Source organism: Pseudoxanthomonas sp. P4_B2 (genome assembly GCF_056402315.1).
Genome location: NZ_JBFUHQ010000001.1, coordinates 276,852 through 296,231, shown reverse-complemented (window position 1 = coordinate 296,231; position 19,380 = coordinate 276,852). Strand labels below are relative to the sequence as shown.

The window sequence follows — 19,380 nt, the reverse complement described above, 5'->3', positions numbered from 1 at the left end:
TCATACGTCTAGATCTCATCAGCATGTTCACTTACAGACGAGAGCCACATTCCGTATGGATGCCGCACTGCCTTCGCGCGACCAGATCAGCATCGCCGTCATCGGCCTGGGTTATGTGGGCCTGCCATTGGCAGCCACCTTCGGACGCCGCTTCAAGACCCTCGGCTTCGACATCAACGCCAAGCGCGTCGCCGAATTGCGCCAGTACCACGACCATACGCTGGAGGTTTCGGAAGAGGAACTGCGCGAGGCGCGGGATCTCAGCTTCGCCAACAACCCTGAAGAACTGAAGGGTTGCAACATCTTCATCATCACCGTGCCCACGCCGATCGACGAATACAAACGGCCCGATCTGCGGCCGTTGGAATCGGCAAGCCGCACGGTGGGACGCGCGATCGCCAAGGGCGGCGTGGCGATCTACGAATCCACGGTCTACCCGGGGGCGACCGAGGAAATCTGCGTGCCGATCATCGAGCGCGAGTCGGGCCTGACTTTCAACCGGGACTTCTATGCCGGCTATAGCCCCGAGCGCATCAACCCGGGCGACAAACAGCACCGCCTGGAAACGATCATGAAGGTGACCTCCGGCTCGACCCCCGAGGCCGCGGACTTCATCGACGACCTGTATCGCCAGATCATCACCGCCGGCACGCACAAGGCTTCCTGCATCCGCGTCGCCGAGGCGGCGAAGGTGATCGAGAATACCCAGCGCGACGTCAATATCGCCCTGATCAACGAACTGGCTCTGATCTTCCACCGCCTGGGCATCGACACCCACGAAGTGCTGGAAGCCGCGGGCACCAAGTGGAACTTCCTGCCTTTCCGCCCCGGCCTGGTCGGCGGCCACTGCATCGGCGTGGATCCTTATTATCTGACCCACAAGGCTCAGCAGATCGGCTACCACCCCGACGTGATCCTCGCCGGACGCCGGATCAACGACGGCATGGGCAGCCATGTCGCGCGCCGCACCGCCAAACTGATGGCGCAGCGCAACCTGCAGACCACCCAATCCAACATCTTGATCCTGGGCCTGGCTTTCAAGGAAAACTGCCCGGACGTACGCAATACTCGAGTAGTGGATATCGTGGCGGAGCTGCGCAGCTACAACGCCAACGTGCATATCCACGACCCCTGGGTGAACGCGGACGAAGCGCGGCACGAATACGGCCTGGAGATGATCGGACAGCCCGAACAGGGCAAGTACGACGCGATCATCCTGGCAGTCTCGCATCGCGAGTTCATCGCTCTGGGGGCGGAGGGCATCCGCGCCTTCGGCAAGCCCGACGCGGTCCTGTTCGACGTCAAGCGTGCCCTTCCGCGGCAGAGCGTCGACGACTGCCTGTGAGGCCGGCTACTGCCCATCTGCGTATGGATGGCCGCCTGCCGTAAACTTGCACCCGCAATCCACGGAGATGTTCTGAATGCGCGTACTGGTCACCGGCGCCGCCGGCTTCATCGGCTCACACCTGAGCCAGCGTCTGCTGGCCCGTGGCGATGAGGTACTGGGCTACGACAACCTTAACGCCTACTACGACCCGCGGCTGAAACAGGCGCGGCTGGACAGGCTGCTGCCGCTGGAAGGCTTCAGCTTCGTACAAGCCTCGCTGGAAGACCGCGCCGCGCTGGAGGCGGCCTTCGACGAATTCAAACCGCAGCGCGTAGTCAATCTGGCCGCGCAGGCCGGCGTGCGTTATTCGCTGGAAAATCCGCAGGCCTATGTGGACAGCAATATCGTCGGTTTCCTCAACATCCTGGAAGCCTGCCGCCATCGCGGTATCGAGCATCTGGTGTACGCCTCTTCCAGCTCGGTCTATGGCGCGAACAAGAAACTGCCATTCGCGGTGGAAGACAGCGTTGACCATCCGGTCAGCATGTATGCCGCCACCAAGAAGGCCAATGAACTGATGGCCCACACTTACAGCCATCTGTTCAACCTGCCCACCACCGGTTTGCGGTTTTTCACGGTCTACGGGCCCTGGGGACGCCCGGACATGGCGCTGTTCCTGTTCACCCGCAAGATATTGGCGGGCGAACCCATCGACGTGTTCAACCACGGCCACCACACACGCGACTTCACCTACGTCGACGACATCGTCGAGGGCGTGATCCGCACGCTGGACCGCGTTCCCGGGCCGGACCCGACCTACGACCCGCTCAATCCCACTCCGGCCAGTTCCAGCGCGCCCTACCGCGTCTACAACATCGGCAACCACCAACCGGTGCAGCTGCTGCGCTATATCGAAGTGCTGGAGGAATGCCTGGGCCGCAAGGCCGAACGCAACCTGCTTCCGTTGCAAGCCGGCGACGTGCCCGACACCTACGCCGATGTCAGCGCCTTGCAGCGCGATACGGACTATTCGCCCTCCACCTCCATCGAAACCGGCGTGCGACGCTTCGTGGACTGGTATCGGGATTTCTACCGAACCTGAAACCGATTCAGGTTCCCCCTGTCCGGACACCGCATGCCTGAAGCAGCACGTGTCCGGAACAGCACGCCTTCAGCGTTTTAGTTGACGTGACCAACACAGGGGAAATGGAATGTTGCGCTCTATTGCTGGCTTGACGGCTGTCTGCCTGTCGCTCTTGTTGACCGCTTGCGCTAGCAGCGGCCGCGCCGGAGCTGCGCCTCCGCCTGTCCAGGCGACCGCCACCGCTGTCGATTCCTACAAGATCGGCGTCGACGACATCGTGCAGGTGTCGGTCTGGCGCAACCCGGAACTGGGCATCACCGTGCCGGTCCGTCCCGACGGCATGATCTCGGTACCGTTGGTGGGCGATGTGTCCGCCGGCGGGCATACACCGGCCGAAGTGGCCAAGGATATTCAGACCAAGCTGGCCAGCTTCGTACGCGATCCGCAGGTCGCCGTGATCCTGACCGACCTTCGCAGCCACGAATACCTGTCGCGCGTCCGCGTCACCGGCGCGGTACGGCAACCGATTTCCATCCCCTACCGCCCCGGCATGACTGTGCTCGACGCGGTGTTGGCCGCCGGCGGCGTGACCGAATTCGCCGCAGGCGATCGCTCCGAGCTGTATCGCAAGTCGGGCGAAGGCACCGAGAGCTACGCCGTGCGTCTGGACAAGATCCTCAACCGCGGCGATCTGTCGACCAACTTCCCGGTTTCGCCGGGCGACGTCATCACCATTCCCGAGCGCACGTTCTGATGAGCGCAGAAGCACTTCCCGGACGCCGTTCCACGGCCGTCAACCGGCCTTCTTCCGCCCTTGCCCCGAACGAGATCGTACCGATCCTTCTGAACGAAGGACGCCGCCACACGCTGGCGCTGGTCGCGATCTTCGCGGGCATAGCCTTGCTGACCCTGTTCGCCGGCCTTTTCCTGTTGCCGAAGAACTACACGGCCTCGACCACCATCCTGGCCCAAGAAAGCGACATCATCCAGCCGCTGCTGGAAGGCCGCGCCGTGGCGACCGGCGTCACCGACCGCGCGGGCATCGCGCGCCAGGTGATCTACAGCCGTAAGGTGCTGGAAGACGCGCTGAAGACCGGCGGTTGGCTGGAAGACAATCCCACGCCCCTGCAACGTGACCGCCTGCTGGAGGAGTTGAAGGAACGAATCACCATCCGTGCCTCTCGCCCCGACCTGGTCGAGATCACCTACCGCGATTCCGATGCGCAGCGCACCTACAAGGTGACCGAACGCCTGGGCGCGATGTTCATCAAGGAAAGCCTGGCCACCAAGGGCCGCGAAAGCCGCGAGGCCTACCAATTCATCGATGCGCGCGTGAACGATTACCACAAGAAACTCACCGACGCCGAAGACAACCTGCAGAAGTACCGCTCCGCCAATGCCGACGCGCAGCCCGGCAGCGCTACCGATGCCAGCACCCGCATCAGCACGTTGCGTACACAGGTCGAGCAGACCCGGATGTCGCTGTTGGAACAGCGATCGCGCGAAAGCGCGATCACCTCGCAGCTTTCCGGCGAATCGGCGGTCACCGCGGTGCAGACCCGCGAGAGCCTGTATCGCGGACAGTTGCTCGAACTGCAGAGCCAGTTGGACCGCCTATTGCTGACCTACACCGAGCAATACCCGGACGTGGTGCGCATCCGCCACCAAATGGCCGATATCCAGCAGGCGATGCGCGATGAAGAGCAGCGGCGCGCGACGGCACCGAAAACCGCCAGTCCGTTCGACGATGCGCAGATGAATCCGCTGTATCAAGAACTGCGCAGCCAACAGGGACAGGCCCGCCGCGAAATGGCCGCCACCCAGTCGCGCATGGGCATCGCCGAATCGCTATTGGACGAAGAACTCGGCCGTAGCCGTCGCATCGCCGCCTCGGAAAGCGCGCTGGCCGAGCTGACCCGGGACTACGAAGTCAACCGGGACATCTATCAGGACCTGCTGCGCCGGCGCGAAAACGCGCGCGTCTCGATGGAACTGGACCGCGAGGAACGCGGCCTGACCCTGCGTGTGCAGGATCCAGCGATCATGCCGCTGCGTCCCACCGGTCTGCGCTTCCTGCATTTCGCCATCGCCGGTTTGCTCATGGCGGTCGTCGTTCCGCTGGCCCTGCTGTTCCTGCGCGTGCGCTTCGATCCCCGCATCCGTTCGGCCAGCCAGTTGCAGAAGATTTCCGATCGCCAGCTGCTGACCGTCGTGCCGCTCTACCGCACCCCGCGCGACCAGCGCCGCCTTCGTCTCCGCCAGGCGATGAGCCTGGGAATCCTGTTCGTCGTCGTTCTGGCGTACGGACTGGCATTTGGCCTCAAGCAGATGGTCGCCTGAACGCCATGAACCGACAAGACAACCTGGAACCGATCGTGGAACCGACAGTGAATCAGGAAACCGAACATTCGCAAGGCGCCATCCGCCGCATAGATGCGGCCCGCTCGCTCGCATTGCTCGACGAACCGAAGGCGCTGACCACGCGCGAACTGGAAGACCGTCGCGTCATCCACCGCAACGATTCGGTACGCGAACAAGCCGACGCATTCCGCGAACTGCGCACGCGCCTGCTTGCGGCCGGCGGCGAACGCAACTTCGTCACCCTGGTCGCCCCTATCAGCCATGGTTGCGGCGGTAGTTTCGTCGCGCGCAACCTGGCCGCCGCGTTCGCCTTCGACGACACCAAGACTTCTCTTCTGATCGATTGCGATGTCCTGCATCCCTCGCAGCACACCGCGCTGCGCGTGGACATGGCCGGCGGTGGACTGATGGACTACCTGGACGACAGCTCGCTAGACGTGGCCAATATCCTCTACCGCACCGGCGTACCGCGGTTGCGGCTGATCCCCAGTGGCCGTCAGCGCGAAACCACCGGCGAATCCTTCAGCTCGTTCCGCATGCGCGCGATGATCGATTCGGTGCGCAGCCGTTATGCGGACCGCTACATCATCCTGGACAGTCCCTCGGTGCTCGGTTCGCCCGACGCACGCATTCTGTCCGAGCTGGCCGACATGGTCGTTCTGGTCGCCGGTTATGGCCTGGTGACGCCGGACAAGATCGAAGCGGCACTGGCGAGTTTCCCATCCGAGAAGCTGGCTGGCGTCGTTTTCAACCACCTGCCCTGAAGCATCCGCAAGGAGAAGGCGCATGCACCCGAAATACCAATGTGCGTACCTACGCGTGTCGGTCATCGCCGCCTCTATCCTGGCGTGTATGCCCGGCACGGCCTTGGCGGCACGGGTGGACTACACCGTGGACCTGGGCATGGAGTGGAACGACAACGTCACCCTAGCGCCCTCGGACCCCATCGATCAGCGCTACCTGCGCAGCGGCCTGGGCTTTCTGGTAACGGAAACCAATTCGGCGGTACAGGCGCACGCGGATGGGCGGGTCGAATACCGCGATTACGAAGACAATATCTTCACCGATACCGCCGATGGCACGCTGTCGGGCAGCCTGAACTGGATCGCGATCCCGCAACGATTGTTCTTCCTCGTCGAAGACAATCTATCGGTGCAGCCGGTCGACGCGTTGGTGCCCGATGCGCCGGGTAACCGTCAGCAGGTCAACGTGTTTTCCGCCGGCCCCACCCTGCTGTTCAACTGGTCGCCGACGCTGCAAGGCCAGGCCGAAGTGCGCTACGTGAACAGCGACGCCGAGATCACCGACGAGTTCAATTCGCAGCGCCTGGCCCTGGCTCTGCGCACCATCAAGGAATTCAGCCCAACCAGCCGGGCCTCGTTGAACACGCAAGCCCAACGTGTCGATTTCGAGGACGATGTCGTGGCCCGCGACTACAACCGCTACGATATTTTCGGGCGGTATTCGCGGACTCTGGCGCAGTTCGAACTGGGCACCGATCTGGGTTATTCCAGGATCGACTACCGGCAGGGCGAATCGCGCTCGGACCCGCTATTCCGCTTCGACGCTACCTGGAACCCGAACGAACGCCATCGTCTGACCGTGCTCGCTTCCAGCCAGTTCTCCGACACCGCCGTCGACGCGCTGAGCAGCATCCAAGCCGATGCCACGATGCCCGAGAACGTACTCACCGGCGACGCCATCGTGAACGCGTCGCCCTATGAGGTGCGCAGCCTGGAGATGGAATACAGCTTCACCAATATCCGTTTCGACTTCATGGTCGCTCCGTATGTGCAGAAGCGCAATTACGTGGATTCGGACGAGTTCGACCAGGACAACCATGGCGTGCGCACGGATTTCCATTGGAGGTTGCGACGGTCGTTGACTCTGGGGTTGTATGGGACTTACGAGAGCCTGGATTACACGCAGTTGGACCGCCAGGACGACACCCTGCGCGTTGGTGCCACTTTGCGTTACCACTGGGCGCCCCGCTGGAGCGCGGGTTTGGAATGGGAACGCTACAAGCGCGACAGCACCGCCGCAGGGCAAAGCGTGTCGCAGAACCTCATCTATCTGAGCATCTCGTATTCCAATCGCTGAGGAGGCGCGCCATGAGCCAGCAGTCGGTCCCGGCGAACGCATCGCCACGCGGGCACGGACGCGGCTGGTTCAGCGCCTTTCTGTTGTGCCTGGCCATGATGGCCGCGGCCATGGCCCAATGCAGCGAGGCCGGAAACAGCCAAGCCTCCGCACCTTCCACGGCGCCGCAGGCGCCGACGCCCGAATCTACACCGCCCCCGCCGGCAATCGATAGCGCGCCCGCCGCACCGGCAGGTACCAGCGATTTGAAAATCGACCTTTCATTCGTCGACAAGAAATCCGCCGCGTATTCGCGCTTCAAATCCTATGTCGACTCGGCGGTGGCCGGCAGTCCCGGCTATGCCTTCGCCGCGAGCGACGCGGCGCTGATGTTCCGGCTTTCCGGCGGCGCCAAATATTGCAAGCTGGCGATCGCCATGGTGGAGAAGCAGGTGGCTGACGCCGAGGCCGCGATCGCATCGGGCGGGCGTCCGGAGATTTCCGGCGACTCCTACCTCGAAGTAGGCCCGAATATCGCCGACCTGGCCCTCACCCTGGACAGTTGCGCCACCGATATTTCGGCCGACCAACGCAAGCGCTGGTCCGCCTATGCCGAGCAGGCGGTATGGAACGTGTGGCACCACGGTTCGGCCCAATGGGGCGGAAAACCGCACCCTTGGACGGGCTGGTCCACCGATAACCCCGGCAACAACTATTACTACAGCTTCCTGGAAGCCACCATGTATTGGGCGCTGGTAAGCAATAGTCAGACCTGGATGAAGGATCTGCGCGAGCGCAGATTGCCGCCGCTCAAGGCATATTTCGCGAAGTTGCCTGGCGGCGGCAGCAGCGAGGGTACCGGTTACGGCGCGGCACATATGCGCCTGTATTGGCTCTACCGGCTATGGCGCGACAGCACCGGTGAAGACCTCGCCAACGCCAGTCCGCATGCGCACGACAGCATCGCTTACTGGGTGCACGCCACTGTTCCAACCCTGGACCGGTTTGCGCCCATCGGCGACCAGTCCCGCAACTCGGTGCCGGAGCTGTACGACTACCATCGGCGCCTGGTGCTGGAAGCCCGGCAACTGACGAACGAACCCGAAGCCTTGAGCATGTCCTCATGGTGGTTGAACGCTATTTCCGTGCCCAACATGAGCGGCGGTTTCAATAGTCGCTACGACCTGCTTCCGGCCGGGAAAGGCGGCAACCCGCCGACGCGATTGACCTATCTTGCCGAAGGCACCGGACACCTCTTCGCCCGCACCCGCTGGGACAAGGAGGCGATGTGGGTGTCCTTCGTGGCCGGGCCCTACAACGAAAGCCATGCACATCAGGACCAGGGTTCCTTCACCTTGTTCGCGCACGACTGGCTGGCGGTTACCGAGAACATCTGGAGTCACAGCGGCATCCAGCAGGGCACCGAGGTCCACAACGTCGTTCGCTTCGAGCGCAGTAACGCCAGCGCGAGCCAGTGCGCCGCTCCTGGCGGGGACTTGATCGTGCACCAGTGCGAAAGCACCGAATCGCGTTCCAAGCTGACGGTTGTTCCTGGCAACGACGGCGCTTTTTCCGCGACCGCCGATCTCACCCCGGTCTATCGCGGCAATCCGGCGTTGGGAAGCTGGCAACGGAAGCTGGATTTCGCCGGACGCAAGCTGACCGTGCGCGACCAATTCAAACTCGGAGCCGGAACTCGCGCCATCTTCCAGGTCAACGTGCCGGCGGAGCCGAAGGTCAACGGCAATGAAGTAACGGCCGGCGGACTAAGGGTGCGCGTACTCGAACCCGCCAATGCCACCATCAGCGTCCACGACTGGCGCAAGGTGGACAGCCAGGAGTTCCGTAGCGGCTGGCGAATCGACATTGCCGGCGGCCAGACCGGTTACTTGGTCGAACTTGGGGAAAAATGACGAGTGTCACGATTTTCTGGTGACGCGGGTCGCGCCCGCGTCCACAAGGCTGATTTCGGTCCGTATTTGAACCCGGACGCCAGCTGAACAAAGCCGTTTCAGCGCAATAGCCTGTCCTATAACGCCGACTGAACCCGTTATGATGCGCCCGCCGATGCGTTTGTATGGGCTAGGGGGAGCCAGAGCGAAACGACAATAATCCTATTGTCGTTGTTGTGCGCGCGGCTTAGGAGAATCCCCCGTGCAGCACCTGACTTCCGCATCAACCCGGGCCTTGCACCCGGCAGTCCGCCGCAAGCGCCTGATCGCCGCTTCCCTTGTCGGCAGCGCCTTCCTCATCACCGTCACCGCTTCCAGTGCAGCCGGCCTGCTCGGTGATCGCTGGGAGAAGCGATCGCAGGACGCCTGGCAGGAATCCGTCGCAGTCACCCATCGCGTGCAGACTTTCGCCCGCGCTTATTCTGAAACGTTGCTGCCGGTCCGGCTGATGGCCCTCTTCCGCGCACGCGCGCGGACCGGCTCCTCAACGCCGAACCAACCCGTCGCGTCCATACCCACGACGACGACTGCACCGGCAACTCCCGTCATGAGTGGCGGAAGCACTGGTCCGCAGATGGCCAACTCTTCGCTGCCCCGCCTGATTCAGCTGCCCTCCGTGCGCCGCTATGTGAATCTCAATTCCGCTGCGTATACGCGCTTCAAAGGCTGGGTGGACTCAGCCGTGAACGGCAGCCCCGGATACGCCTTCGCCGCGAGCGAAGCGGCGATGATGTATCAGCTTTCGCCTGAGACTAAATACTGCACATTGGCCGTGAACATGGTCGAGAGGCAGGTTGCCGATGCCGAGGCCGCCATCGCGGCCGGCAGCAATCCGGAAGTCGCCGGAGATTCCTATCTCGAAGTCGGCCCGATGATCTCGGACCTGTCGATGACGCTGGTTACCTGTTCGGCGTTCATCACCGGCGCGCAGCGGACGCGCTGGTCGGCGTATGCGGAGCAGTCGGTATGGAATATCTGGAACTACGGCAGCGCGCGCTGGGGTAGCCGTTCGGCGCCTTGGACGGGCTGGTCGGTGGACAACCCCGGCAACAATTACCACTACAGTTTCCTCGAGGCGACCATGTACTGGGCGCTTGCGACCAGCAATCCCACCTGGATGGCCGAACTGCGCAATCGCCGCCTGCCTGCGCTGCAGGCGTATTTCGCCAGGCTGCCGGGTGGCGGCAGCAGCGAAGGCACCGGTTACGGGACCGCGCAGATGCGCCTGTTCTCGCTGTACCACCTGTGGCGCGACGCCACCGGCTCGGACCTGGCCAACACCAGCACGCATGCGACCGACAGCATCTACTACTGGATCAACGCCACTGTGCCGACCATGGACCGGTTCGCGCCCATCGGCGACCAGTCGCGCAATTCCATCCCCGAGCTGTACGACTACCATCGCCGGCTGGTTTTGGAAGCGAGACAGACCGCCAACGGCGATGCCGCGCAGCGCGCCGCCACGTGGTGGTTGAGCAACATCATGATGAAGAACAGCAGCGGCGTGGTGCTGCCAGGCACCCAGATGAATTCGGGCTTCAACTTCCGCTACGACCTGCTGCCGGCCGGCACCGTCGCCACCCCTCCCTCCAATCTGGTCTATCACGCCACGGGCGTCGGGCATCTGTTCGCCCGCACGGGTTGGGACACCAACGCGATGTGGGTAGCGATCGTGGCCGGTCCGTATAACGAGAGCCATGCGCACCAGGACCAAGGGTCGTTTACTCTGTTCTCGCGCGACTGGCTGGCCGTCACCGCCAACATCTGGAGCCACAGCGGCATCAATCAGGGAACCGATGTGCACAACTTGGTGCGCTTCGTTCGCAACGGCGCCGTGGCGCGCCAGTGCGAATCGACCACCAAGATCTCCACCATGACGGTAACTCCGGGTGCGAGCGGCGGCGACTTCACCGCCAACGCCAACCTGACGCCTGCCTTCTGCGACAACACGGCGGTGACTTCGTGGGGACGCCAGTTCACTTTCGCCGCCCGCAAGCTGACTGTACGCGACACCTTCGCGATAACCGCTGGCACCACGGCCACGTTCCAGGTCAATACGCCGGTGCTGCCGACCCTGGTCAATAGCCGCGAGGCAACCGCGGGACGCCTGCGGGTGCGCGTGCTGGAACCAGCCAACGCCACCATCAACAGCAACTTCAGCACGGGCAAATATGTCGAGGACGGCGCGCGCTACCGTATCGACGTGACCGGCGGCACCGCCGGTTATCTGGTGGAACTTTCCGAGATCTGAGCCTGCCGCGCGACGGGAAGCTCGCTAGCCAGTCTCTATTGAAAGAAACAAGGATGCCGCCTGCTCACTACAGTCGGCATTTTCGTTTCGAGGCTAGGCAAATCGGGACCGGTCAAACCGCCGCCAGACCGCGCTTCGAAAGCGCGTGCTTGACGTAGTGGAACATGTACCAGGCTGCCTGCCAGAGAGTGAGATGCTCGGACTCGCGATAGACCCGCCACTGCCACCGCGCGGCCCGCAGTTTGTTGGAAGAAACCGAACCGTTGCGCACTAGGTAATAGGCTAGCGGACCTTCATGACGCACGCGCACGGCATGGCCCGCACGGCGAACGCGATCCAGCCAGAATACGTAGTCTTCGTGGCCCATGCGCACGAAAGGCACATCGCCCAGACGGCGATCGTAGACTCCTGTGAGGTTGCCGATGTGGTTGCTCTTCAGCATGTCGCCATAAGCGATCTCAGCAGGAGGCTCTACGCAAGACAGCAGATGGCCGTCTTCGGCGACGCGCTGGTAACCGGCGTAGGAAACCAGCGCGCCGCTTTCCTGCATTTGCGCCAGCTGTAATTCGAGTTTGCGCGGGTCCCACCAATCGTCGCTATCCAGAAAGGCCACATGGCTGCCCGATGCCGCACGCAATCCCGCGTTGCGGGCTTCGGCCACGCCCGCGTTCGCCGGTTGGCTGACGATTTTCACGCGCCGATCCTTGCCGGCGTATTCGCGCATGATCCGCTCCGATCCATCGCGCGAACAATCATCGACCAAGACGAGTTCGAGGTTGGTCAGCGTCTGTCGCAGCACCGACTCCACCGATTTCCGCAACGTCGGTTCCGCATTGAATACGGGCATGATCACGCTCACCAGCAGTTCTGCGGGGCGGTCGGCGCCGTCGGCGGATTGCAGGGAGGTGGCCGTGGTCATGCGGCGACTCGCGCGGAGTTTTGTTCGGAGTTTCGTGCGGAGCCCGCCCACGAGGACTTCGGAGGCGGCAGAATGAAGTCGCGATAGGCGTTCGGGTCGCCCTCTTTGCCAGCCTCGGCCGCCTTTATGATGTTGTAGACCTCGCGCGCGCTGACGTAATGCAGCACGTAGCGCTCGCCATCGTTGTACGCGCGCTCCAGATGCGCATGCATGGCATCGGTCGCAGGCCCCAGCAACGTGTCCATGTCGGTTTCCTGGGTGCCGTGGGTATGCACTTTCACGAATACCCATTCCGGCTTGCCTTCGACATGCACGCCGGTGCGCACCCAGTCGTCGACGCGCTGCGGGGTCGGCGGACAGCCGCGGCGTACGTCGGCGTTCTCTATGCGCGGGATCACACCGGCCTTGCGTTCTCGCCAGTTCAAACCGAGAGGTCCCTGTACGATCATAAGATCGCCGGTCGCGCTGCCGCCCACATGCACCGCCACGCCGTCGTCATGCGATTTCGGATGCTGCGGATCATCGGTGGCGTAATAGATGGAATTGATGGTGCGGGTCTGGGTATCGCTGGGAGCGGATGGCAATGTGAAGTCCGCGTAGCACCCCAGCTCCCGCAGCAGGATGAGTTCGTTGTTGAGGCCGCACCAGCGTCCATCGCCGCGCGAGTTGTCCAGGCACCAGTTGCCATGGATGAAGCCGAAGCTCAGCTCGCCGGTCGCCGGATCGCGCGACAACGCGCCGTGGCGCTCGTGCAGCGTCTTGCAGAAGCGGCTGATGCTTTCGCGGAAGTTCGCTTCGGTATCGTTGTCGTGATGCAGGTGGATTTCCAGCTCGCCGTAACCGTCGGCGCAAAGCGCGGCGATCTTGTCGAGGTGTTCCTCGGCGTATTCCTCCTCCGGATAGAAGAAGCTGTGCTGCGGAGGGCGGCCATCGGCGTCGCGATGCGCCGAGGCGAGCGTCCGGTAATCCCGGCACCAGCGATCCACGCGCGCGCGCTGGGTTTCGAGATCCGCGCCATGCCACATCGGCTCGAAGTGATCGACGAAACAGAACATCACATGCACCGGCCGGTCGGCCACTCGCGGGATAGGACGACGCAGATAGCTGCCGATCCAGATTTCCATGTTGCGCGCGCGCAGCAGACGCCAGACCACGAAAGCCGCGGTGACGCCGGCCAAGACGGCCGCTATCGCCACCCATTGCAGAATGCCCAAGATTCCCCCTTACCTGTCGCAGTGCGGCTACTGTCGTTACATGACAATCCAACGGCATAAGCGCTCCGCGCAGGCCAGTCCCGAGTCTCAAACCGGTTTTCGGTAATCGGCGGGTCAGACTTCCGCGGGCAACGCTTCCAGGGCAAAACCTTGCGCCTTCCACTCCGGAATCAGGAGGGTAAGCATCTCCAGCGAAAGCGTGCTGTCGTCGTGCATCAGCAGGATATCCCCCGGCCGTACCGGATGCCGACGGATGATCTCGATCAGCTCGACCGCCGGGCGGCGACTGTAATCCAGGCTGTCATAAGACCAGTAAGTCGCACGGCGGCGTCGACGGAAGAAGTTGGCCAGCATGCGCGGCGGCATCACCCCGCGCGGCGGCCGGAAACTGTGTCGCGGCTGACCGTCGATACCGCTCAGCAGCGCATCGGTGCGGGTGACTTCATCGAGTTGCGCGGACAACGATAACTTGTCGAAATGGGGATGGGTGAACGAATGGTTGCCCAGCGTGTGTCCTTCCCCGGCGATGCGGCGCGCCAGTTCCGGGTTCGCTTCGATCTGGCGGCCGATCAGGAAAAAACTGGCTTTTGCTTCATGCCTCGCCAGCAGATCGAGCAGCGGAGCGGTGTGCTCGGGATGCGGACCATCGTCGAAGGTCAGATACAGGCTGCGACGCGCACGCGAACCCGTCGTGGTCACCAGCGAGCTGGGCAACCAGCGGAGGATCCTGAGTTTTCTGGGCCGGGGCGTCATGTGGTTGGTAATGGCAAAGGTTGCAGTGGGAGCGTGCAGGGTCCGAGCAGAGGATATGGACTACACGGAAGAAGACGCGGGCGGGCGGGCGATTTACGGTTCATACCTCGCTCCCTGGGCGCCAAGCCTGATCGCGATAGAGCGCCTCGTAGCGGGCGGCCATCGTCCGGAACGAACCTTCGTGGGTGACCCATTCGCGCCCTGCCCGACCCATGGCCTTCGCACGATCAGGCGACAACAGCATCTCGACCACGGCCGCGGCGAGCGCATCCGCATCCCGGGCCGGTACCAGCAGACCGTTGACTCGATCACGCACGATTTCGCCGTTGCCGCCCACGTCGGTGGCCACTATGGGCAGTTCGGCGGCGCAGGCTTCAAGCAGCGCAATGGAATACCCCTCGCTGATCGAGGACAAAGCGAATACGTCCAGTCCCTGCAGCAGCTGCGGCACATCCCCGCGATCGCCCAGAAACCGGGTCGCTTCGGCGACTCCTTCGGCCGCGGCGATCGCCTCCAATTCCAACCGCAGCCCGCCATCGCCGACCAGCACCAGCGCCGCGTTGGGCACGCTGAGACGTACTTGCCGGAAAGCGCGGATCAGATTGGCCTGGTCCTTCACCGGCTCAAGCCGGCCCACCGTTCCGACGAGCTGGCTTTCCGGCGGAAGCGCCAACTCGCTCCTTAACCATGCGCGTACCGCATGATCCGCGGCCCGGAATCCTTCGGTGCGTATGCCGTTTGGAATGGCCAGCAACGCCGAACGAGGCGAAACCCCGCTGTTCTGCAGGTGCCGGCGCGCGGTTTCGCACACCGCTACCGCATAATCCGTCCTCGACATGGAACGGCGATAAAGCCATTCGCGCCGGCTACGCGGATTGCTTTCGCCCATGCCGTGTCGGGTATTGATCACCCGCTGCAGCGGCAATCCCAACGACGCCAGCACCGCGTGATAATGGGCCGCGGCATTATGGGTATGCAATACACCGCCGCCCCGCAACAAATCCCGCGCGCGTCGCAGCGCCCGGAAGTCGGCGCCTTTGCGTTTGTTGCAGGTTTCGACGCTGACGCCACTGGCGGACAGTTCGTCGGCCAGCGGGCCGCGGTCGAACAGGCAGACCAATCGGCACTCGTGGCCCGCTTCGCGCTGTGCGCCGATCAGGTCGATCACCGCCCGTTCCAGGCCACCGCGCTCCATGTTTTCGACGAAGTGGGTGATGCTCAGGCGCGCCGTTCCGTTCATGACAGCTCCGAGATGGTGACCCGCAGCTTGCCGGTCTGCGTCAATGGAATTTCATCGACGAACTCGAAGTTGAGAGCGACGCTATCGCCCACCACCTTGAGCAGTTCGCGACGCACCAAGTCGATGGCGGAGGGTTCGAAATCGCGGTCCCGCACGATGCGGATCTCGAACGTGTCCAGCTGCTTCTGTACCACTTGATAACGCTTGATGCCCGTCGCGTACAGGAAAGCGTAGACGATGTACTCGCCGGGGACGAAACGTCCGTCACGGGTACGCAGCGCATCCAGCTTGCGCCCGTCCACACTGGCAAGCAGCGGCAGGCCGCGCCCGCAAGCGCAGGCCTGTGCGCCTGCGGTAGCGAGATCGCCATTGGCATAACGCAAGAGCGGCATACCGTAGTTGTGCAGATCGGTAACGATGATGTCGCGCGGACCCGAATCGTCCTGGCTCTCGCCGTTGACGGCACCCAGCTCTACCTTCAGGTGGTCGGCGTTGACGTGTAGACCGCCGCGATGCTCGCATTCGGCGGCGATCAGCATGAATTCGCGGCAGCCGTAGGTGTTATAGGCAGGACAACTGAACGCCTGCTCGATGATCCGGCGCTGGCTTTCATGCAGGGTTTCCGCCGCGCCCAGGATCCGTTGCGGCCGATGAATGCGCCTGCCGTTGGCGATCAGCCATTCGGCCATCTTCACGATCGGTGCCACATAGGACACGATGGTTTCGGGACGGAAGCGATCCATGGCGTCGGCATACTCGGCCATGCGCGCTTCGCTCATCTCGAAAGCGTTGAGCATGTATCGGTTGAAACCCGCATGGTAGAGGCGATCCTTCCGCTTCTGCGCGCCGATCGACGTACCCCACAGATATAGCGTGCGCTGCCCAAGACGCGCGCCGGCCCAGCCGTAGCCCCGCCACATGATGGAAAGGCGCCGTTCGTAACTCTCGCGGGTGTAGCCGAAACGCAAAGGCTCGCCGGTGGACCCGCCGGTGGTCTTGTAGAGCATTCCGTCGCGATAGGCAGGGGCGATGAGCTTGTCGAAATTCGCACGGATTTCCGGCTTGTTGAGCACAGGCAGGCGCGCATAATCGGCGGGGCTGGCGATGTCCGCCGGCGCGGCGATACCCAGCGTTTGCCATTGCTCACGGTAGTAAGGCACCTGCTCCCAGCAATGCCGGATCAGATCCTGCAGCTTGCGCCATTGCAGCGCTTCGGTTTCCTCGAGCGTACGCCACTGGCCGCGCTCGTATTCGCGCAGGTAATCCAGCGTCTTGCGGCGACGCAACCCCGATTCGTATATCGGGAACAGCACGCGTCGGAACAGGGGTTCGTAGAAGCCGCTCATGGCATGCTTTCCCCCGGCGCCCGGTCGTGGGCCCTCTCCAGCAGCCATGTCCCCATGCGCCGTTTCCCCGGAACGAAACGTTGATACAGCTGCTGCAGATGCTCTATGTCGCCGCGGCTCCAGCAGCCGAGCAGCATTGTCGACGCCAGATATGCCGCCCCCAATAGCAGCCCTCCAAACACGACCTGGGCCCAAGGCAGCAGTTGTCCACGCAGCGGCAACGCGACCAGGGCCGCGATCGCGGCCGCCAACGCGATACGCGACATGCGTCCCCAATCCGGCGTGGCGTGGCTGACACGGATCGCCAAGGCCATCATCGCCGCGGCGTTGATCAACGCCACCAAACCATAGGCGGCGACCGCCCCGGTCAGCCCGAAGTGCATGATCAGCACCGCATCGAGCAACACCTTGAGCAGGGCGCAGCCGATCACCAGCATGAGGATGCTGCGTTGGCGGTCGGCGCTGACCAGCAGACTGGATCCGCCCTGGGTCATGGTGGTGATGGCCGCGCCCGCAAGGCATACCGCGAACACCGGGCCTGCCGCCAGATAGGCGTTGCCGTAGAGCAGATGGATCACCGCGCCGGAAAATACTGCGCCGAAGGCGATCAACGGCATCGCCAGCAATGCCAAGTAACCGGTGCTTGCGACGAACCGTCGACCCGCGACCTCGCGCCCATGACTCAGCGCATTGGCCATCATCGGCAGCAGCAACGCTCCGAACACGCCGGGCACTAGCGCAGCCGCGCCGATCGCGAGCTGGTAGGCGACCTTGAACTGGCCCGCGTCGTGGCTGTCGGCGTACAGGGTGAGGAACAACACCTCCACTTCGCTGGCGGCCAAAAAACCGACCGACACCGTGAGCGCTGTCCATCCCATGTGCCGGCGTATCCTGGACATCAGGACGTCGGGAATCTTGATGCCGGGGACCCGGTCCGGCACCAGCGGTTTGATCTGGCGAAAAGAAACGCCGTAGAACACCAGACCCGAAATCACGAACACCGCCAGCAGCCATTCCACGCTGGCGTCGAAGAACATGGCCGCGATCACCAGGCCCAGATTAATCGGCGTCGATACCAACGAGACGATGGCGGTGGCGCGGAAATTCTCGAAACCCTTGGCCACGCCGATGTTGAACATGTAGGACGCGCGCAGCGCCACCGATACCACCAGGAATCCCAACAGCATCAAGTGGTTCATGCCCGGCGCGACGTGATCGCCGGCGAACAGGAACACCGCCGCGCCTGCCAGCAGAACGAACAGCAGAAAAATGCGTTGCGCGCGACGCAGGTAATCCAACAGGGTCGGAATCATCTCGGCCTGGCCGGAACCGCGCAGTTCGGCCACGAACTTGATCGCCGCGCTGGCGGTGCCCGAATTGGTCGTGGCCACGCCCAGCGCCACCAGCCAGATGACCAGGCTGTAGGCGCCGTACTCGTCCGGACCCAGATGGCGGGCGATGATGATCGACGTAAGCATGCCGAGCACGTACTCGGTGTACAGGCCCACCGAGGAGAAGAACGTGTTGCGAAGGGTGTGGGCGCGCGTGTTCATACCGTAGCCAGCAGCACCTTCACCATGATGTAGAGTCCGATTACCCATAGCACCGCGTAGACGGGCCAGCGCACCAGGTCCTTGTCCAGGCTGAACACCGGAAGGCTGGAATAGGTTTCGCGCAGGCGCACGTAGTTGGCCACGATCAACGCCACCAGCAGATAAAGGATGATCACGTAACTGCGGCTCAGGAAGAATGCCGAGACGAAGTAACCGACCAATGACAGCAACAGGGTCAGGGTCAACGCCCGGTCGTCGCGCCAGCCGGCCACCACGACGTCGTCGGGCACTTCGGCCGGCACGTCGTCCATCACCTCGTCGCCGCGCTTGAGCACCGACAGCGTCATCCGGAAGCTGTAGCCGGCGATGGCCAGCCAGATGGTGAAGCCGATGATCCCCATCTCAGCCAGCACCAGCACGAAGGAATTGTGCGCCGTCAGCGGGTTGACGTCCGTGTAGCCGCCAGCGCCCACGCCGAACAACGGGTCGCTGATGAACATCTGGATGCCTTCGTACCAGGAATCGATGCGCCCCGCCGCGGACGCCTCGGAAGAATCGAGTTCCTGCATGCGCGAAGGCATGGCCATCATCCCGCTCAGTGCGCCGACGGCCAGCACGCCCGCAGTCACTAGCCCGCGCTTCTGCCAGACGTACACCCCCAGAATCGCCACCATTGCCAGCAGCGTTCCGCGCGAATTGGTGAGGAAGATGCCGTAGATCAGCAGCCCCGCGCCAGTCCACCAGAACAGCCGGCGCAATCCTAGCAAGCCGCCTCGGCTGCCCAGATAAAAGGCCATCGGCAGGCACATCACGAACAGCATGCCCAGATCGTTAGGGTCGTTGAAGATGCCCACATACTGGATGCGGGTCTCCTGCGACATCTCGACGCCGGTCCAGCCGATGCCGGTCACCGACTGTTCGATGCCATGCACGGCCAGCACCGCGCCGCAGGCGGCGAATACGGCCATGGTGATGCGCAGACGGTTGCGCGTATCGGCTGCGTTGGACAGCAGCACGAACGCCAGGATCACCGGTGCGAACAGCGCGAACACGAATAGCGCCCCTCCGGTCCAGCCATTGACCACCTTGGAAATCATCGCCACCAGCAAAAACACCGGCAACAGCAAGTATTGCGGCGCCGCGAACGACTTGCGCGCGGAGAACAGCCAGAACACTGCGGCCAGGATCAGCGCGATCGGCTGCCAGGGCGGACCCGGCGAGTCGACTACCGCCGGATAATCCTGGGGCCGGATAATCACCAGGACCAGGTACACCATCATGAAGAAGAACATTTTCCCCTG

Annotated in this window: 15 protein-coding genes; 8 read left to right on the top strand and 7 right to left on the bottom strand. The window is 63.1% G+C overall.

Going from position 1 to position 19,380, the window contains the following annotated elements:
• Positions 1-55 precede the first annotated feature (55 nt).
• The 8 genes from tviB (at position 56) to AC1DTQ_RS01225 (ending at position 11,054) form a co-directional block, all read left to right on the top strand.
• On the top strand, positions 56-1,345 hold the full coding sequence (gene tviB / locus AC1DTQ_RS01260) for a Vi polysaccharide biosynthesis UDP-N-acetylglucosamine C-6 dehydrogenase TviB (protein WP_477847343.1): 1,290 nt from the start codon (positions 56-58) through the stop codon (positions 1,343-1,345).
• Positions 1,346-1,421: 76 nt separating this feature from the next.
• Positions 1,422-2,429: an NAD-dependent epimerase gene (locus tag AC1DTQ_RS01255; RefSeq protein WP_477847342.1), complete on the top strand. Its 1,008-nt coding sequence runs from the start codon at positions 1,422-1,424 to the stop codon at positions 2,427-2,429.
• Positions 2,430-2,538: 109 nt separating this feature from the next.
• A complete protein-coding gene (locus AC1DTQ_RS01250; protein ID WP_477847341.1) occupies positions 2,539-3,165 on the top strand; it encodes an XrtA/PEP-CTERM system exopolysaccharide export protein in 627 nt (208 codons plus the stop codon).
• The gene (locus tag AC1DTQ_RS01245) at positions 3,165-4,751 is read left to right on the top strand and encodes an XrtA system polysaccharide chain length determinant (protein ID WP_477847339.1); all 1,587 of its coding nucleotides are present in this window, start codon (positions 3,165-3,167) and stop codon (positions 4,749-4,751) included. The genes AC1DTQ_RS01250 and AC1DTQ_RS01245 overlap by 1 nt, the downstream gene beginning before the upstream one ends.
• Positions 4,752-4,756: 5 nt before the next feature.
• Positions 4,757-5,536: a P-loop NTPase family protein gene (locus AC1DTQ_RS01240; protein WP_477847338.1), complete on the top strand. Its 780-nt coding sequence runs from the start codon at positions 4,757-4,759 to the stop codon at positions 5,534-5,536.
• 22 nt (positions 5,537-5,558) lie between these two features.
• Positions 5,559-6,872, top strand: coding sequence for an outer membrane beta-barrel protein (locus tag AC1DTQ_RS01235; protein WP_477847337.1), 1,314 nt, complete (start codon positions 5,559-5,561; stop codon positions 6,870-6,872).
• Between the two features lie 11 nt (positions 6,873-6,883).
• Entirely contained in the window at positions 6,884-8,764 is a 1,881-nt protein-coding gene (locus AC1DTQ_RS01230) for a heparinase II/III family protein (RefSeq protein ID WP_477847336.1), read from the top strand.
• A gap of 241 nt (positions 8,765-9,005) precedes the next feature.
• Entirely contained in the window at positions 9,006-11,054 is a 2,049-nt protein-coding gene (locus tag AC1DTQ_RS01225) for a hypothetical protein (protein WP_477847335.1), read from the top strand.
• A gap of 112 nt (positions 11,055-11,166) precedes the next feature.
• Here the strand turns inward: AC1DTQ_RS01225 and AC1DTQ_RS01220 are convergent, their stop codons facing one another.
• From AC1DTQ_RS01220 to AC1DTQ_RS01190, 7 genes are all read right to left on the bottom strand, one after another.
• Complete coding sequence (locus tag AC1DTQ_RS01220) at positions 11,167-11,973, bottom strand: glycosyltransferase family 2 protein (RefSeq protein ID WP_477847334.1); 807 nt, start codon at positions 11,971-11,973, stop codon at positions 11,167-11,169.
• Positions 11,970-13,187: a hypothetical protein gene (locus tag AC1DTQ_RS01215; RefSeq protein ID WP_477847333.1), complete on the bottom strand. Its 1,218-nt coding sequence runs from the start codon at positions 13,185-13,187 to the stop codon at positions 11,970-11,972. Before AC1DTQ_RS01215 ends, AC1DTQ_RS01220 begins: the two co-directional genes overlap by 4 nt.
• Before the next feature lie 114 nt (positions 13,188-13,301).
• Complete coding sequence (locus AC1DTQ_RS01210; RefSeq protein WP_477847332.1) at positions 13,302-13,901, bottom strand: polysaccharide deacetylase family protein; 600 nt, start codon at positions 13,899-13,901, stop codon at positions 13,302-13,304.
• Positions 13,902-14,040: 139 nt separating this feature from the next.
• Entirely contained in the window at positions 14,041-15,180 is a 1,140-nt protein-coding gene (locus AC1DTQ_RS01205) for a glycosyltransferase (RefSeq protein ID WP_477847330.1), read from the bottom strand.
• A complete protein-coding gene (locus tag AC1DTQ_RS01200; RefSeq protein WP_477847328.1) occupies positions 15,177-16,526 on the bottom strand; it encodes a phenylacetate--CoA ligase family protein in 1,350 nt (449 codons plus the stop codon). Before AC1DTQ_RS01200 ends, AC1DTQ_RS01205 begins: the two co-directional genes overlap by 4 nt.
• Positions 16,523-18,079, bottom strand: coding sequence for an oligosaccharide flippase family protein (locus AC1DTQ_RS01195; protein ID WP_477847326.1), 1,557 nt, complete (start codon positions 18,077-18,079; stop codon positions 16,523-16,525). The genes AC1DTQ_RS01200 and AC1DTQ_RS01195 overlap by 4 nt, the downstream gene beginning before the upstream one ends.
• Entirely contained in the window at positions 18,076-19,371 is a 1,296-nt protein-coding gene (locus AC1DTQ_RS01190; RefSeq protein ID WP_477847324.1) for an O-antigen ligase family protein, read from the bottom strand. The genes AC1DTQ_RS01195 and AC1DTQ_RS01190 overlap by 4 nt, the downstream gene beginning before the upstream one ends.
• Positions 19,372-19,380: the final 9 nt, after the last annotated feature.

Coding starts and splice junctions, on each gene's coding strand:
- tviB (WP_477847343.1), top strand. CDS start 56: ATGGATGCCGCACTGCCTTCGCGCGACCAGATCAGCATCGCCGTCATC.
- AC1DTQ_RS01255 (WP_477847342.1), top strand. CDS start 1,422: ATGCGCGTACTGGTCACCGGCGCCGCCGGCTTCATCGGCTCACACCTG.
- AC1DTQ_RS01250 (WP_477847341.1), top strand. CDS start 2,539: ATGTTGCGCTCTATTGCTGGCTTGACGGCTGTCTGCCTGTCGCTCTTG.
- AC1DTQ_RS01245 (WP_477847339.1), top strand. CDS start 3,165: ATGAGCGCAGAAGCACTTCCCGGACGCCGTTCCACGGCCGTCAACCGG.
- AC1DTQ_RS01240 (WP_477847338.1), top strand. CDS start 4,757: ATGAACCGACAAGACAACCTGGAACCGATCGTGGAACCGACAGTGAAT.
- AC1DTQ_RS01235 (WP_477847337.1), top strand. CDS start 5,559: ATGCACCCGAAATACCAATGTGCGTACCTACGCGTGTCGGTCATCGCC.
- AC1DTQ_RS01230 (WP_477847336.1), top strand. CDS start 6,884: ATGAGCCAGCAGTCGGTCCCGGCGAACGCATCGCCACGCGGGCACGGA.
- AC1DTQ_RS01220 (WP_477847334.1), bottom strand. CDS start 11,973: ATGACCACGGCCACCTCCCTGCAATCCGCCGACGGCGCCGACCGCCCC.
- AC1DTQ_RS01205 (WP_477847330.1), bottom strand. CDS start 15,180: ATGAACGGAACGGCGCGCCTGAGCATCACCCACTTCGTCGAAAACATG.
- AC1DTQ_RS01200 (WP_477847328.1), bottom strand. CDS start 16,526: ATGAGCGGCTTCTACGAACCCCTGTTCCGACGCGTGCTGTTCCCGATA.
- AC1DTQ_RS01195 (WP_477847326.1), bottom strand. CDS start 18,079: ATGAACACGCGCGCCCACACCCTTCGCAACACGTTCTTCTCCTCGGTG.
- AC1DTQ_RS01190 (WP_477847324.1), bottom strand. CDS start 19,371: ATGTTCTTCTTCATGATGGTGTACCTGGTCCTGGTGATTATCCGGCCC.